This window comes from Spirochaeta isovalerica, from assembly GCF_014207565.1.
GTDB classification, from domain to species: domain Bacteria; phylum Spirochaetota; class Spirochaetia; order DSM-2461; family DSM-2461; genus Spirochaeta_F; species Spirochaeta_F isovalerica.
This window is the reverse complement of record NZ_JACHGJ010000002.1, coordinates 556054-572305: the sequence shown is the minus strand read 5'-3', so window position 1 is coordinate 572305 and position 16252 is coordinate 556054. Positions and strand designations below refer to the sequence as shown.

10 protein-coding genes and 1 tRNA gene are annotated in these 16252 nt (G+C 49.1%); 6 read left to right on the top strand and 5 right to left on the bottom strand.

From position 1 onward, the window contains the following. Positions 1-32: 32 nt before the first annotated feature. From HNR50_RS07475 to HNR50_RS07460, 4 genes are all read left to right on the top strand, one after another. Positions 33-2159: a glycoside hydrolase family 3 protein gene (locus tag HNR50_RS07475; RefSeq protein WP_184745441.1), complete on the top strand. Its 2127-nt coding sequence runs from the start codon at positions 33-35 to the stop codon at positions 2157-2159. A gap of 94 nt (positions 2160-2253) precedes the next feature. Then, positions 2254-3594 carry an alpha/beta hydrolase fold domain-containing protein gene (locus HNR50_RS07470; protein ID WP_184745439.1) on the top strand — a complete coding sequence of 447 codons (1341 nt, stop codon included), beginning with the start codon at positions 2254-2256 and terminating at the stop codon, positions 3592-3594. Between the two features lie 75 nt (positions 3595-3669). After that, positions 3670-5187 carry a bifunctional metallophosphatase/5'-nucleotidase gene (locus HNR50_RS07465; protein WP_184745437.1) on the top strand — a complete coding sequence of 506 codons (1518 nt, stop codon included), beginning with the start codon at positions 3670-3672 and terminating at the stop codon, positions 5185-5187. A gap of 119 nt (positions 5188-5306) precedes the next feature. Next, positions 5307-7067, top strand: a complete 1761-nt coding sequence (locus HNR50_RS07460; protein WP_184745435.1) for a methyl-accepting chemotaxis protein — start codon at positions 5307-5309, stop codon at positions 7065-7067. Between the two features lie 70 nt (positions 7068-7137). Here HNR50_RS07460 and glf read toward each other — a convergent pair whose 3' ends face one another. The 5 genes from glf to HNR50_RS07435 form a co-directional block, all read right to left on the bottom strand. Next, on the bottom strand, positions 7138-8250 hold the full coding sequence (glf, locus tag HNR50_RS07455; protein WP_184745432.1) for a UDP-galactopyranose mutase: 1113 nt from the start codon (positions 8248-8250) through the stop codon (positions 7138-7140). Further along, positions 8247-10661: a beta-glucosidase family protein gene (locus HNR50_RS07450; RefSeq protein ID WP_221439829.1), complete on the bottom strand. Its 2415-nt coding sequence runs from the start codon at positions 10659-10661 to the stop codon at positions 8247-8249. The genes glf and HNR50_RS07450 overlap by 4 nt, the downstream gene beginning before the upstream one ends. Before the next feature lies 1 nt (position 10662). Further along, on the bottom strand, positions 10663-11547 hold the full coding sequence (locus tag HNR50_RS07445) for a LysR family transcriptional regulator (RefSeq protein ID WP_184745430.1): 885 nt from the start codon (positions 11545-11547) through the stop codon (positions 10663-10665). A gap of 454 nt (positions 11548-12001) precedes the next feature. After that, positions 12002-12085: transfer RNA gene (locus tag HNR50_RS07440), tRNA-Leu, on the bottom strand. Between the two features lie 88 nt (positions 12086-12173). Next, positions 12174-13796 carry a sulfatase-like hydrolase/transferase gene (locus tag HNR50_RS07435; protein ID WP_184745428.1) on the bottom strand — a complete coding sequence of 541 codons (1623 nt, stop codon included), beginning with the start codon at positions 13794-13796 and terminating at the stop codon, positions 12174-12176. Positions 13797-13920: 124 nt separating this feature from the next. Between HNR50_RS07435 and asd the strand changes: the two genes are divergently transcribed. Together asd and HNR50_RS07425 are read left to right on the top strand one after the other, a co-directional pair. Next, on the top strand, positions 13921-15033 hold the full coding sequence (gene asd, locus HNR50_RS07430) for an aspartate-semialdehyde dehydrogenase (protein ID WP_184745426.1): 1113 nt from the start codon (positions 13921-13923) through the stop codon (positions 15031-15033). A gap of 45 nt (positions 15034-15078) precedes the next feature. Next, positions 15079-16242, top strand: a complete 1164-nt coding sequence (locus tag HNR50_RS07425; protein ID WP_184745424.1) for an ankyrin repeat domain-containing protein — start codon at positions 15079-15081, stop codon at positions 16240-16242. Positions 16243-16252 lie beyond the last annotated feature (10 nt).

The window sequence follows — 16252 nt, the reverse complement described above, 5'->3', positions numbered from 1 at the left end:
TAACTTTTCAACTTTTATCCAGGAGGAAAAATATGAAAAAAAGTTTGGCACTGCTGTGTTTATCTGCCGGTATGATATTCGTATCATGTGGAAGCAGAGAGACCTATGTGCAGCCGGAAATCGGTATCGCCGAAGGAACCGGAGTCACGGAAATTACCGTGGATAATTTCCGTTTCCGCGATGCCAGCAAAGACGGGCAGCTGGACCCCTACGAGGACTGGAGACTCTCTCCCCTTGAAAGGGCGCGGGATCTTGTATCGAAAATGGAAACGGAAGCCAAAGCGGCTCTGCTTGCCGAAAAGGACTTTATCGGCGGGCCGACTGACGACAACGGAACCGTTTCGTTTGAGAACAAGATCAAGATCACTCAGGAACATATCCGTTTCAATCTGACAAGATGGGGTTATGCGGGTGATTCAGCAGTTTACGCGAAGTATCACAACGAGCTTCAGAAAATTGCGGCGGCAACACCTCTGGGAGTTCCCATGGTGATAATCACCGATCCCGTCCACGAAGCCGGTACCAATGAGAACAGTACGGAATTTAAAGGCGGCGATGCTCAGAATACGTCCTTCACCCCCTTTCCCCTTCTTCTGGGTCTAGGTGCGATCGGAGATCCTGAAATTGCCAGAGAAGTGGGAGCCATGCAGGCTGAAGAATTCCGTTCCGCCGGAGCCAGACTGCTCCTTGGACCTCTGGCAGATATCGCCTCCGAACCCATGTGGGCCAGAGTCGGACATACGTTCGGTTCCGATGCGGAACTGGTGGGAGAACTGGCCAAAGCCTACATTCAGGGACTTCAGGGCAGAGATGACGGTGTCGACCCGGAAAAGGGCGTCGCGGCAACTATCAAGCACTTCCCCGGTGCCGGTCCCAACGAAGGCGGAATGGACAGCCATTCCTATCCCGGTCGATCCAATATCTACCCCGGAAACAATCTGCAAATGCACCTAAATACAATGCGGAAAGCTCTTGAAGCCAATCCGGCCGCTTTAATGCCCAATTACAGCATTATCGAAACAACCTACAAGGGAAAACAGATCGAAAATGTTCCCGCCGCCTACTCGAAGATTCTCATGCAGGATATTCTGAGAGATGAAATCAAATGGGACGGTCTGGTCACCTCTGACTGGGGAACTCTCGATGGAGAGGAAAGTCCTATGTACGGGATGTTCGGTTTCGCCATGGCCTGGGGAGACGAATGGGACAAACCGCGGGGCCAGAGGATCGCCGATTTCGCAGCAGCCGGTTCCCACCAGGTTGGAATGGGAGCACCGGACTACTGGATGGAAGCACTCGATGAGGGCTATATCACCGAAGAAGTCATCGATGAAGCGGCCGTTAAAGTTCTGGAACTGGCTTTTAAAGTCGGAGCCTTCGAAAACCCCTACTCCGATCCACAGGAAGCTCTGGCCATTGCCGAGGCGAACAGAAAGCGGGGGGAAGAGCTGATGAAACAGGCCATCACTCTGCTGAAAAATGACGATTCCATCCTTCCCCTCGACGCTTCGACAGAAGATCTGAACGACACACCGGGAATTCAGGTAAGCTATATCGGATACGACAGCGATGAAATCGAAGCCTACGCGGCAGCAGTTCCCGCTTTCACAGTAGTGGAAAATGCAGCAGATGCCGATTACGTCATAAAAAGAGTCAGCGCCCGTCAGGGAATGTATTTCGGACTCGACGGAGGAGCTCCCCTTTCATGGGACGGAGAGATCTACGTCTACGACCATGACACCCAGAGCCCGAGCTCTACCCTGTCCGAACAGGGAGACCATCCCTTCGGAGCTCTCGGTTCCGCGAGCAATACAGCTGTATGGACGGCAGTCAAGGAGGACTTCCTCAATACAGTGGCATCCATGGACAGCAAAGCTAAACTGATTCTTGACGTTCATATGATCAGACCGTTCATTATCGAACCCTATATTGATGATATTGACACACTTCTTGTTGACTTCGGAGCTACAGACAAAGCTGTTCTGGACATTGTGTTCCAGATGAAGGACATGGTTCAGGATAAGTCGGTTCAGCCTGCAGGGAAGCTTCCCATGGCCATACCAGCCTCTGATGCCGACGTATATGCCCAGTTTGAAGATCTGCCCAACGATTCAGCTAACCAGACCTTCAAAATGGGAGATGGTTTGACTTCCTACTGAAATCAGTAGACAAGTCTAATGATTTAATCCGGGCGGCGGTTCGTCACAGGTACCGCCCCCCGGAAACGGATTTTCATTGAAAGGAGTACATTCAATGAAGAAATTTTTTCATTCATCCAGTTTATTACTAACATTTTTATTTACAGCATTTCTAGTCGCATCATGTGCGACTCAGCCGGAAAAACCGGCAGATGAACAGAACGGGGCAGCTGCCATGGATTCTGAAGAGGTATACTACAAAGTGGTTCTCGACGAAGCGGTCAACGGTACCGTAACTGTCGAACCGCCGATCCCCGCCGACGGACTGGTCAAGGCCGGAACACAGTTTACCCTTACGGCCACACCCGATGAGGGATACGCGGTCGATTCGATCTACAAAATGATCTGGATCATTGAAGCCTATAACTACGGGTACTTCATGGAATCGACCGAATCGACCTGGACCCTTACCGTCGATCCAGCAGACGGACGGTTTCAGACCTACGGACCATCCAATATCTATAAACTGGGAGCATCTTTTATAAAGGAAAGCGAACTCGACGGTATTGAAGTAACCCAGAATATTGAATATGCCCGGGTCGGGGACAAATCCCTTGTATATGATGTATACGCACCGGAAGGAGCAAAAGATCTGCCTTCTGTCGTTATCATTCACGGAGGAGGCTGGAGCGCCAATACCGAAGACATTATGCGAGGAATGGGAAGGGAAATTGCCAAAACCGGAAAATACGTGGCCTTTGCCCTCGATTACCGCCTTCTCAATGACCTCGATTCCAGCGGAAATCTGGTCGGGAATTCTCTGGTTGACGTAATCGAAGATGTTTTCGGAGCTATCGCCCATATCAGGAAAAATGCAGCAGAATACGGCGGAGACCCCGGCAGGCTCGCCGTGACCGGAGACAGCGCAGGCGGACATCTGGCCGCTGTTGTAGCCAATATGCCCCATATGATAGGGACCGGTGGATTTGACGGAATGAACTTCGAGTTCTGGCCGACAGGTGTGGCCGAAAGCGAAGTGGCAGCAGTCAGAAAGGGAATTATGGATTCCGTTAAAGTAGCCGCGCCCAGCTATGGAGTTTTCACTCTGGCGCCGGCTATGGCTGAGGAGATGCCCGGTCTTATTCCTGCAGAAGGAAACGAGGCATGGTTTGCCCAGCTCTCTCCGATGACCCATATTCCAAATGCGTCAGAACGACGTCTTCCCCCTCAGCAATGCCAGATAGGCAGTGAGGATCCTATTATACCGCCCGCAGCGGTTCAGGGCTATGTCGCTGCGCTGGAGCAGGCCGGCCAGGCCGCCGAGTACATTGAAGTGCCCGGAGCCAGCCATGCCTACTTCGACTGGAAGCCGGACCCCATGGTTCAGGGGGTTTTCAACAGCACAGGGAAAACCTATCTGAAGGAAATGATCCGCTTTTTCGACAGTAACATCTAATAGCTTTTTGCTAAACATAGCCGGTTGCGGACCCGATTCTCGGGAAGACGCTACCGGCTCCATTAAGGAGAAGAAATGAAAACAAATTTTAAAAAGGCACTCCTGCTTGCCTCGGTTCTGCTTCTATCGGCAGCGTCAATAATGGCAAGCGGAAAGCCCGAAGACTTCACACTTCACATAGTTTCGACCAATGACACCCATGGCTACGGTCTGACACCATCGGAAACGAGTATCGGCTTCAGCCGCGTAGCCGGATATGTTAATCAGCTGAAAAAAGAAGGTCAGGATGTCCTTCTTCTCGATGCCGGTGATACAATAGCCGGAAATGCAGCGACAAACCTCGACAGGGGAGAAAGCGCTATCTATGCACTCAACTCTGTTCAGTACGATGCCATGACTATGGGTAACCACGAGACGGATTTCGGTGCTGAACGCTTTCTCGAACTGACAGAGCAGATGAACTTTCCTTTTATCGTAGCCAATCTCTATGCCGATGGTGAGGCTCTGTTTGAACCATACCTGATCAAAACCATAAAAAAAGTAAATATCGCCCTTGTCGGGATCGTGACTCCGGAGTACGGCGTCAAGGATTTTACCTATGAAGATCCCGTTGTCGCTTTAAACAGGCTTATGCCTGAACTGAAAGAAAAAGCCGATGTGATTATTGTCCTGGCCCACCTGGGAATGGAAAGAGATTTCACCTCGAAAAGGCTGGCCGAAGAAGTAGAAGGCATCGATCTGATAGTTGATGGGCACGACCATGTTTCCACGCCCGAGGGAACAATGGTCGGAGAGACTCTGATAATCAATTCAGGATCGGAATCCAGCAACATTGCAATGGCCTCCCTAACCGTAGAAGGGGGGAAAGTCGTAGAAAAGACATCCCGCTTGGTAGATTTGACCGATGAAAAACTAAAGAACGCCGAAGATCCTGAAGTCTCAGCAGTCCTTGCGGAAATCAAAGCCAAAAATGATGCGATTCTCAATGAAGTGCTGGCCGTTTCTCCGGAATTCCTGGAGGGAACCCGAGCTGTCATCCGCACAAGTGATACCAATCTCGGCCGTCTCGTTACCGATGCCTTCCGTTCCGACAGCGGTGCCGACATCGCTCTCATGAACGCCGGTTGGATCCGGTCGAGCGCGGAAGCCGGAGGTGTGACGATGCAGGATGTACTCAATATTCTGGCTATGGGCGGATCAGTCGTGACCATTCCCATGACGGGATCAGAAGTACTTGCCTCTCTGGAAGCAGGATTCGCCATCTATCCCGAACCGAACGGGTTCCTCATGCAGGTCAGCGGACTGACTTGCGATGTCGACACGTCCAAAGAAGCGGGCAGCAGAATTTCCAATCTGATGATAGGGGGAGAACCCGCCGGGATGGAAAAGACATACAATGCTGCCGTTCTCGACATCCTCGCTCAAATCGGCGCGGCAGGCCGGGCCGGAGCACCGGACTATAAACCCTTTGCCATCTACGGCGGAGGAATCATTGCTGTAAACAGCCTGTCGACTGAAGCTCTGGCTGATTATCTGAGAAACACTCCCGATGCTTTCAATATCATCGAGGAAGCTCGAATGAATATCAAATAACCGGTCTGATACTATCTGAATTATAAAATAGCACCGGCCCTGATAAATCCGACGAATATCAGGGCCGGTTGTTCACGAAAAAACCCACCGATAAAAAAGTCCAATATAAGGAGATTCCTTTGACCATACGATTCCGATTATTTACGTTCGTCATAACCTTAAGCTGTCTGCTCATCGGGGTGTCATACTTTGCCACCTTCATCACCATGGATATCCTTTCCAAGACAGAGCATATCTACTCAGATCAGTTCTCCGCACTGGATACACTTGTTCAGACGGCCAACCACGCAGGCAAAGCTGATCATATCCTGTCGAAGTCTCTCTCCGGTTCAAATCAGAATGATCATATAAGTGAAATTGAAAACGAAATTTTCCTCGGGGAAGACCGCTTAAAATCCTTTAGGGAGATTTACGGGCCGATCCTCAATGATAAAAAAGAACTCGAAGATTTAGAACAGTTTTTTTACAAATGGAAGACGGAAATCATTGCTGTATCAGCAGGACGGCCAGGAATGCCGGGGCTAAACTATCAGGAATCCTATGAAAAGATGACCCAATCACTGGGTTCGCTCTTTGATATAATCCGCAACAATGCCGAGGGGAACTACACTGATGTGAGAAAATACGGGAAAAATCTCTTTATAACCTATCACGTTATTGCCGCATCGGGGGGAATCCTCGGGATTCTGATCCTTATGACCATCTATCGATCCGTTCTCAGGCCTATCCGTACTGTAAGCCTTAAAGTTGAAGAGCTTTACGAAGGGAACGGGGATCTGACTAAACGGCTGCCCGTTAAGGGAAATGATGAGATGGCCGGGCTGGCGGAAAACCTGAACGGATTTATAGAGAAGACGGAAAAAATACTAGTAGCGTTGAGACAATCCATTCGAAAAGCCGATTCTGTAAAAACCGGAACAATCACCTCAATTTCGGAAAACAGTACGGCTACTACACAGATCTCCGCCAGTATGAAATCGATCAGCGGACAGATTACCTCTCTGGACAGGCAGATTCGGGGAGCCGGCGAATCAGTCGGCAATCTCGACGGGAGTGTCAACCAGTTTGAAACACAGGTGTCAGAGCAGGTCTCTATAGTCGAAGAGACGACCGCTTCGGTTACGGAAATGATCAGCTCCATCGGGAATCTCTCAAATATAGCCCGGGGACGAAAGGAGGGAACCGAAAACCTACGGGAAAAGATCAGCGAGGGCGACCAGAAAATTCAGGAATCCGTTTCCTCTGTCAAAGACATTCACGCTGATATTGACACCATACACCAGATGGTCAATCTGATTTCGGGAATTGCCGCCCAGACAAATCTTCTGGCCATGAATGCCGCCATCGAAGCTGCCCATGCCGGCGATGCGGGACGGGGATTCGCCGTAGTATCCGATGAAATCCGGAAGTTGTCCGAAACATCGAGCGCCCAGTCAAAATCCATAAGGAACGTATTGCTCCAAACTGTGTCCAATATAGAAAAGGCGACAGAAGCCAGCGGTTTCACATTGGACATCTACAGGGAAATTCAGGGGGAATTTACTGTCCTCATTGACGCATTCACCGAGATATCCAACAACTCCTCGGAACTGAATACGGGGGGAACGCAGATTCTTCAAACGATGGAGCATTTGAACAGCCACAGTATCAATCTGAAAGACGAGTCGAACCGCTTGAAAAGGGTAAACAGCGAAATGGTTTCTGTCATGGAGGAAATATCAGCCATTTCACGATCCATAGACAGTTCAATAAAAGAGATGAACCGGGGGATGGATGACATAACCGGAGGAATCAGCGAGATGAACTCCCTCTCTGAGGATCTCGATTATGCCATGAACACGGCGGAAGAACAGCTGAAGCTTTTCAAACTGACCTGCTGAATCTTATGATGAACAGGAAGTTTGTCCGGACGGTAAAAACGCCATCGAACCTGTTGAAATTGGAATTTCTTTACCCTTCCCGGTTCAAAAGCATTCGAACAGTTTCCAGCGCTCTTTCTATGGTTACGTCCATATCATAATACCTGTACTCTCCGAGACGTCCACCGAAAATGACATGGTCCAGACCGGAGGCGAGCTCCCTGTATTTCCCGTAGAGTTCTGAATTTTTCAAATCATTTACAGGGTAATAGGGCTCATCGCCCTTCTTCCACTCGTCGCTGAACTCGTAACTGATAACAGTATGGGGCTGCTCTCCGAAATTAAAATGCTTGTGCTCTATTATCCTCGTGAACGGGGTTTCCCTGTCTGTATAGTTGACAACGGCATTCCCCTGAAAATCAGGGATGTCGAGGATCCGGGTTTCAAAGCGGACTTTTCTGTACTCCAGAGTTCCCAGTTCATAATCGAAAAAGGAATCAATCGGCCCCGTGAAAACAATCGTACCGGCCTGACCGGACCAGAATTCCCTATCGTCGAGATAATGACTGTTCAAACGGATGTCCAGCCCTTCAGTCATTCTGGAGATGATGTTCGTATAACCATCAACGGGTATCCCCTGAAAGCGGGCGTTGAAGTAATTATTGTCATAGGTAAAGCGTACGGGAAGTCTCTTGATAATAAAAGGCGGCAGATCTTCACAGGATCGGCCCCACTGCTTCTCCGTATACCCCCGGATCAGCTTTTCGTAGATATCCGGTCCGACCAGATTGACAGCCTGCTCCTTCAGGTTTGACGGATTTCTGCAATATTGACCGCGCTTCTGATCTTCGATCTTCTTCCGGGCTTCATCGGGCGTCGTAACACCCCACATGGCATAAAAAGTGTTCATATTGAAAGGAAGGTTGTAAATCTCCCCTTTGAAATTGGCCAGAGGACTGTTTATATAATGATTGAACTCACTGAAATTACTGATATAATCCCAGACTTTCCTGTTGTTCGTATGAAAGATATGGGCCCCGTATTTGTGTACATCTATGCCGTTTTGTCTTTCCGTATAGATGTTCCCGCCTATATGGTCTCTTTTATCGATGATGAGACATTTTTTTCCGGCACGGCTCAGCTCCCTGGCTGCGACAGCTCCGAAAAGCCCGGCACCGACAATAAGATAATCGTATTTCTTCATTTTGAGGAATTGGTTCTCCACTCTTTCCAAAGTTTGAACAGACCTCTGAAAAAACGACCGTTCACTATGAGAAGCATACCGTCAACCATTGCCATGGATACAGATCCGCCGGTCATTCTGGCTATGCCCCTGAAAGGCATGTGATAGACCGACATCATGATGAGATTCGCCTCGTTCCGCCGTCCAATCCTCTTAAGGTACCAGTGGAGAAAGACGATGATCCAGTAAGTGAGGCGGCCAGCTACACCCCTGGCATAGCGGCATTGAGAAATTGTATCATTATATCCCAGATCTCTTTTTCTGTCCCAATTGGAAGGAGGAAGAGGCCGTCCCAGCAGCTGCTCGAACTCCTCATCACCGATATGGGCTGCTTTCCCTTCAAAGTACGAAGGAAGATCTTCCTTTCTGTAGGGAACAGGAGCATCGGTACCTTTCCTATGCATAGAGGCTTTCAACCTGATGTCAGCACTTGATGCTCCGACAAGAATTTCATAATCCCCCTCTTCGATTTCCCACCCGTTAGTCAGAGTGTTGAAATAGCGGAAACTTATATCGTCGAAAGGTATAGTTATGTTTTTGACTTCGCCGGGGTTGATAAAAACCTTCTTAAATCCCTTAAGCTCTTTATAAGGTCTGAAAATAGCATCGGAACAACAATGGATATACATCTGGGCTATTTCCATTCCGGCGGCTTTTCCCACATTGGCCAGATCAAAGCTTATGCCGTTATCATTGATTCTCAGATCTGAATATTCAAATTCCGTGTAGCTCAAACCGTATCCGAAGGGGAATAGAACAGCGATCCCGGCTGTATCGTAATAGCGGTATCCGATAAAGAGGGACTCTCTGTACTCGGCAGTAACTTCCCTACCGGGGAAATTTCCGGCCGAAGGGACATCTTCATACTTGAGTGGATAGGTTTCAGCCAGCTTGCCCGAAGGATTGACATCGCCGGAAAGAACACGGAGTATTGCCCGGGCTCCCGCCTGTCCCCCGAGATAGCCGTGCAGCAGACCTTTGACCTTCCCGATCCAGGGCATTTCAATAGCCGAACCGCTGGAGAGGCAGACAACTATGGAGCTGTTGACTTCGTAAACCGCTTCGAGGAGATCTATCTGATTGGCTGGAAGGGACATGCTTTCCCTGTCGAGCCCCTGTGTCTCGGTCGCTTCATCGAGCCCCAGATATAGAAGAACTATATCTGCGCCGGCGGCAAGCTCACAGGCTTCCCTCTTGAGTTTACCACTCTTCCTCCCATACCTTTTATATCCCGGAGCATAATCGATAATGCGGATACCCGATTCGTCGAAACATTCGAGCGTATTATCCAGTATGGTGGGATTGACCCGGGATGATCCTGACCCCTGATACCGGGCTGTCTTTGCAAACTCTCCAATTACAGCCACCTTTTTATCGTAGCGAATGGGAAGGATAGCGTCTTCGTTCTTCAGAAGGACGATAGATTCTTCAGCCATCTTCTGTGAAATCCGGTGATGCTTTTCCACATCGAAATTGAACCGGGACTTATCTTCCAGTTTTCCAGTAAAGAAGATCAGGTCCAGCAGATTGTCGACCCTCCGGTCCAGTATCGATTCATCGAGAACACCATTCTGAACGGCGAGAACGATCTCCCTGTCCGTCTCGCCGTCATTGGAAGGCATCTCAAGATCATTCCCCGCTTCCAGACCGGCGACTCTGTCATTGCTGCCCCCCCAGTCGGAAATAACGGCGCCCTCATATCCCCACTCGCCCCTCAGTATTTCCTGCAGTATATGCTTGTTTTCATTGGTGTACGTCCCGTTGAGTTTGTTATAAGAAGTCATGAGGGACCTGGTTCTGCCCTCTTTGACGGCTATTTCAAAAGCGGTGAGATAAATCTCCCTGAGGGCTCTTTCGTCGACGACCACATCAATGGACATGGCTCTTTCTTCCTGATTTTTGGCACAGAAATGTTTAACACAAGCCGAGACTCCGTGGGACTGTATGCCCCGGACATATGCGGCGGCCAGCTTCCCGGCCAGATAGGGATCCTCGCTGAAATACTCGAAATTCCTCCCGCAAAGAGGATTTCTCTTCATATTCAGTCCCGGCCCGAGAAGTACGTGAACTTTCTGAGCCACTGCCTCCAGCCCCAGATAGGAGCCCACACGTTCCCCCAGATCTTCATTCCAGCTGTTTGCGACAGTGGCTTCCGTAGGATAACATGTGGCGGGGATTCCAGCGTTAAGCCCCATCTGATCCGACCCGACAGCCTGCCTGCGGATACCATGGGGACCGTCTGCCAGAAACATACTGAATATGCCCAGCCTTTCAAGATTTTGTGATTGCCAGAAATCTTTCCCGGACATCAGGGAGGCTTTTTCCTCCAGAGTCATTTTCCTTATCAGTTCTTCGTATTTCATCCGAGCCATATCAGCGCAGCTTTATCCTTTGATTCAAAATGTATCGGCGGAACAATTCGACCGCCTGATTCTGTATTTCCCTGTGTTTGGAAACGAAATAGAGATTCTGCGGGATTTTCTCTTCTAGCCGCACAATTTCCAGTGATCTGTCGGGAAAGGATTCCTCCAGAAAATCAATGGAAATACCGGCGACTTCCCTCTGTTCGCAAAGATGATGAATTGAGGCTAGATTCTCGCTTTCATACCTGATTCGCGGAGTTATACCCGCTTCCCGGCATTTATCGGCAAATCCCTGTTCTTCTCCCGGGACGACAGACTTGACGACCAACGCCATATCGTCAAGCTCTCTGAGGGAAACGGTCTTTCTACCCGAAAGGATATGGCCGGAGGGCACAATGAGGACCGTTTCTCCTGAATGGAGAATCTGATAATCGCAATTGCTTATCCTCTCGTGGCCGAGAACAATGCCCGCATCCGCCTGTTCCTGAAAGAGATCTTCCAGAGGGGAGGCATCGGGATACTCACGAATTGTCATCTGTATCTCGGGATTCCTTTCGCCGAAAGAGTAGAGCGTATCAAGAGAATAGGAGGACACGGCCGAATAGGTAGCGATGATATTCAGAGCATTTCTGCTGCCGTTGATGATGCTGATCTCTTTTTTGATATCTTCCATAAGGTAGCAGAGGTGCCTGGCTCTCGCATAGAGCAGCTCCCCCGATTCGGTCGCTTCCATTCCGTGGGTGCCGCGGAAAAAGAGCTCTGCATCCAGCTCAGTCTCAAGCTGTTTGATTACTTTGCTCAGCCCCTGGGGAGAGATATAGGCATCCTTGGCAGCCGCAGTGAGACTTTTTTTCTCATAGACCATAATGAAACACTGCAGAGATCTCGTATTCATATCTTCATTTTATTAACTTTGGACTGTTTTATCCATCAGCAAATAGTTGCACAGAGTCAACTGTTTATTGATGGAACATTTTCCAGTATTACCCAAGTTTAAGTAGTTACTCTTATCGATGCCTCCCGAAGGATTGTTTCAATATGGATGGAGAATAGGGAAAATAAACAGGTCAATACTGGCATCAGTACCACAGACGACACTTATAAACGAAAAAACACTTTCAACCGAAAGTGTTTTAATTTCTTACCCTGCAAGGAATTACGATAGTTATACGAAGAGGACTTGCCATTCCAGTCGAAATCCCCTGATTTCTCCTTACAGGCCACCTGCGATTGCTGCCGCGGCATCCATGCCGCTAATCCTCGCCCTTGCTCGGCGCAATCTATGGATCAAGTCCTCTCGAATTGCTTATAAATGAAAAAAGATTCCATCAGGAATCTTTAATCTACTATGCGGCGGAGAGGACTTGAACCTCCACGCCCTAACGAGCACTAGCCCCTCAAGCTAGCGTGTCTACCGATTTCACCACCGCCGCATTTCTTGATAACAAGGAGGATAATACAGATCCGTTTATTTTTTGTCAACAGCTCCGGTTTTTTTTCTAATATTTTTTTTCAGATCATCTAAGTAGCGAATTTATACTTCTTTCCGTGCACTTCAATTTCAAAATCCATAACCCTCGGCCACATAGGCGGCAGACATTCATTTGCCTTTGCCTCAAGCTCATTCATCAACTCCTGCAGCAATTCCGGTTCCTCTTCCGATAAGTCCTTGTACTCACCTCTATCGGCATCCAGATTGTATAACTGAGTGCTCCCTGTATATGTATTGAGCATCAGCTTCCAGGGACCACGCCGCAGTGTAAGATTGTAATCGCTTTTCCAGAAAAGAGACTGATGCGGATCACCTGGATGGTCGCCTCTCACATAGGGAAGAAGATTGACGGAATCGATTACTCTATCTCCCGGTACCGGGAGATCAAGAGCTGCCAGAGCGGTACTGTATACATCCATTAATGAGACCATTGGCTCATAAAGACCGACGAACCCCTCTTCCTCCGGCCATTTTATAATCATGGGGATTTCCAATCCTCCTTCAAACTGAGACATTTTTCCTCCGGCCAGTTCGCCGTTATCTGTCGCTTCGGTATAGCTCGCTCCGCCGTTATCGCTGGCGAAAACGATCAGAGTCTCATCATAAATCCCTCTTTCTTTAAGATCCTCGATCAATCTTCCTATTCCCTCATCTAAATGAGAGATCATGGCCGCATAGATTCTCCTGTTCTCATCCTCAATTTCCGGAAATCTGTCGTAGTATTCTTTCAATTCGATAAATGGTGTGTGCGGGGCATTATATGATGAATAGAGAAAGAAAGGAGTATCGGGATTTTCCGTAAAATGCTCATCAATATAATCAATCGATTCATCAGTAAAGGCATCGGTCAGATGACGGTCTTCTTTTATAACCGATCCGTTCAACTGAATGGCGCTGGCCCCTTTTCTCTTCATATGCCAGATATGCTTTTCCCAGAACAGATCGTGCTGAAAGGAAACGACATCGTCTTTATCGGGATCATCGGGATAGGAAAAGGCTTCCAGAAAGCCGTAATAATGATCAAATCCTCTCATTGTCGGATACTGTTCCGCTCCGTAACCCAGATGCCATTTCCCGACCAGAGCCGTTCCGAATCCCGCTTCTTTCAGGATTTCAGATAAAAACAGTTCCGAATGGGGAACGCCCTGCTTTTTCATCTGCGAAGGAAAGGGGTAGGTCCCGAAGGGGACCTGGCTCATCTCATCGGTATCGAGGAATAATTCGGCGGCATAGTAATAGGCGGGAAAGAAGGGATAGATCTGCATAGGCTGGCTGTCGAAACCGCTCCGGTTCTGGACCCGTCCGGTCAGCATCCCCGCCCGGGATGGCGCGCAGATGGGAGAACTGGCCAGAGCCTGCTCAAAAACCACCCCGTCCTGAGCCAGAGAGGCGATATGGGGTGTATCGATACCGTTTTTTTTATCGTAAATGGTTAAGTCGTTCCGGCTTAAATCATCGGCCAGAATGATCAGAATGTTCGGCGCGGAACGGCGCAGGGGATGCACTCTGTTTTTCAGGTATTCTCTTTTGCCTTCCAGCATCTTTTCATCTTCAATGATATCCCACCGCGAAGAATAACGGGGAAAAAAGAGCCAGAGAAGCATCAGAACCGATGCGCAAATGATAAGAGTCTTTCTGCTTAAAAACTTCATATGTCTATATTTTTGCGAAGATTTTCCCTTCTGTCTAGAAAATTATTGCAACTTTCTCTTCTGCCCGTATTGAACAAGAGCGTTCTTATCGATAAGAATTCTTTCATTATATATGAGGTGATGTATGAAGTTAAGGACTGGTTTGATAGGCTGGAGAGGAATGGTCGGTTCGGTTCTCATGGACCGGATGAAAGAGGAAAAAGATTTCGATCATATAGATCCCCTTTTCTATTCCACATCACAGGCCGGACAGAAAGCTCCCGATGTGGGCTACGATGTTCCCGCGCTGGCGGATGCCTATGATCTTACATCGCTCAAAAACATGGATGCCGTCATCTGCTGTCAGGGCGGCGCCTACACGGAAAAAGTGTACCCGGAACTTCGCAAAGCGGGCTGGAAGGGTTACTGGATCGATGCGGCGTCAACTCTCCGTATGGCGCCGGACAGCGAGATCATTCTCGATCCGGTCAACAGAGCCGTTCTCGATGAAGCTCTTTCCAAAGGAGTCAAAACCTTCGCCGGCGGCAACTGCACGGTAAGCCTCATGCTAATGGGTCTCGGCGGGCTTTTTGAAAATGATGCGGTGGAATGGCTCACCTCCATGACCTATCAGTCAGCCTCGGGGGCCGGAGCCAGAAATATGAGGGAACTCCTTCTGCAGATGAGAGAACTCGGCGCCGCGGCCGGGGCCGATCTGGACAATCCCGCTTCAGCTATCCTCGATATAGACAGAAGAATTACAGCAAAGCTTAACGATGGGGATTTCCCTGTGGACAATTTCGGAGCTCCTCTGGCGGGAAGCCTGATTCCCTGGATCGATAAAGCCGTTGATGACGGCCAGACCAAAGAGGAATGGAAGGGCTTTGCGGAAACCAATAAGATTCTCAGAACAAAAACACCAATAGAAGTGGACGGAATCTGCGTCCGCGTCGGCGCCATGAGGTGCCACAGCCAGGCTCTTACCATAAAGCTGAAGAAAGATATCCCGCTGGGAGATATTGAAGATATGATCCAGAACGGGACCGACTGGTCCGACCTGATCAACAATAATAAAGAGGATACGCTGGAATATCTGTCTCCCGCCGCCGTTTCCGGAACGCTAAGGGTCCCTGTGGGAAGGGTGAGAAAGATGCGAATGGGTGGCGAATATCTCTCGGCCTTTACCGTGGGCGACCAGCTTCTCTGGGGCGCCGCCGAACCGCTGAGACGCATGATGAGGATTATCGTCGAGCGGTAGAGACATTGATTCAATTCTATGGCACTGACCGCCGATTATAGACATATGCGCCGTTTATTGCCTATCTGCTTTCTCCTTATCATCTCTTTCAGCCTTTCCGCCAATATGCGAGAAGATCTGATTGAGGCTTTAAACAACAAGATGTATCTGAGAATACGGTCCCTTCTCGACCAGGGTGCCGATCTGGAAAAGAAAGATGATACGGGGCGGTCCCCTCTTACGCTGATGGTTATCAGCGGCAACGTCGATATGGTGAGGCTGCTGCTTCGGTACGGCTCCAATATAAACTCCATAGACGATAATGGCTACACGGCCCTTCATTATGCAGTGGAATCGGGACAATACAATATTGCGGAAATTCTCATTCTTGAGGGAGCGGAAACCAACTCCATCAACAATGCTGAGGAAACACCGGTTTATCTGGCGCTTAAAAACAACGATATTCAAATGACGGAACTTCTTATCCGGAACGGCGGAGAGCTCGATTTCATTCCTATCATCGCACCGGTTATGGAAGATTACCTGAAGAGCCGCGTGTCCATAAGAAACAAGCTCTACGGTCTGGATTTTCTGAACAGGACCGAACTGATGGAAGCTGTTTTTGCCGGTGATTTCAAAACGGCAGAGCTCCTCATAACTGATGGGGCCGATGTCAATGAACAGAATGAAACGGGTTTGACAGCGCTGATGATGTCTGCCGGTCTGGGGGATATCTATACGACAAGGCTGCTTCTGAAAAACGGAGCCGACAGGAATATCAAAGATCAGGACGGCCTGGAAGCCATCTCCTACGCCATGTTGACTCCGGGGAATCTGGTTGTGAAAGAACTTCTGGAATACAATCGGGAGATCGATCCGCACGCCTTGTTCTACGCTCTGTTCGAAGGCAAAAAGGAACATTTTTCCACACTTCTCACATTATCTGAGACAGCGGATATTTTCGATGATTCGAACCGGAGCCTTCTCATGTATGCGGCCTACCTGGGGGATTATTACGCGGTGAGAAGGATTATCGCCAAAGGTTCCGATCTCAACCTGACAGACGGTAACGACAGAACGGCGCTCGCTTACTGCGTCCGGGGAATGAAGGAGCCGCTTGAGGATTACTATCAGATAGCTTCGGCTCTGGTCGAGAACGGAGCGGAAAAACGGGATCTGACCAGTTCGGATCCGGAGATGGAAAAAGCCCTGAAAGGGTACCGTTTATAATTCCGGGTAA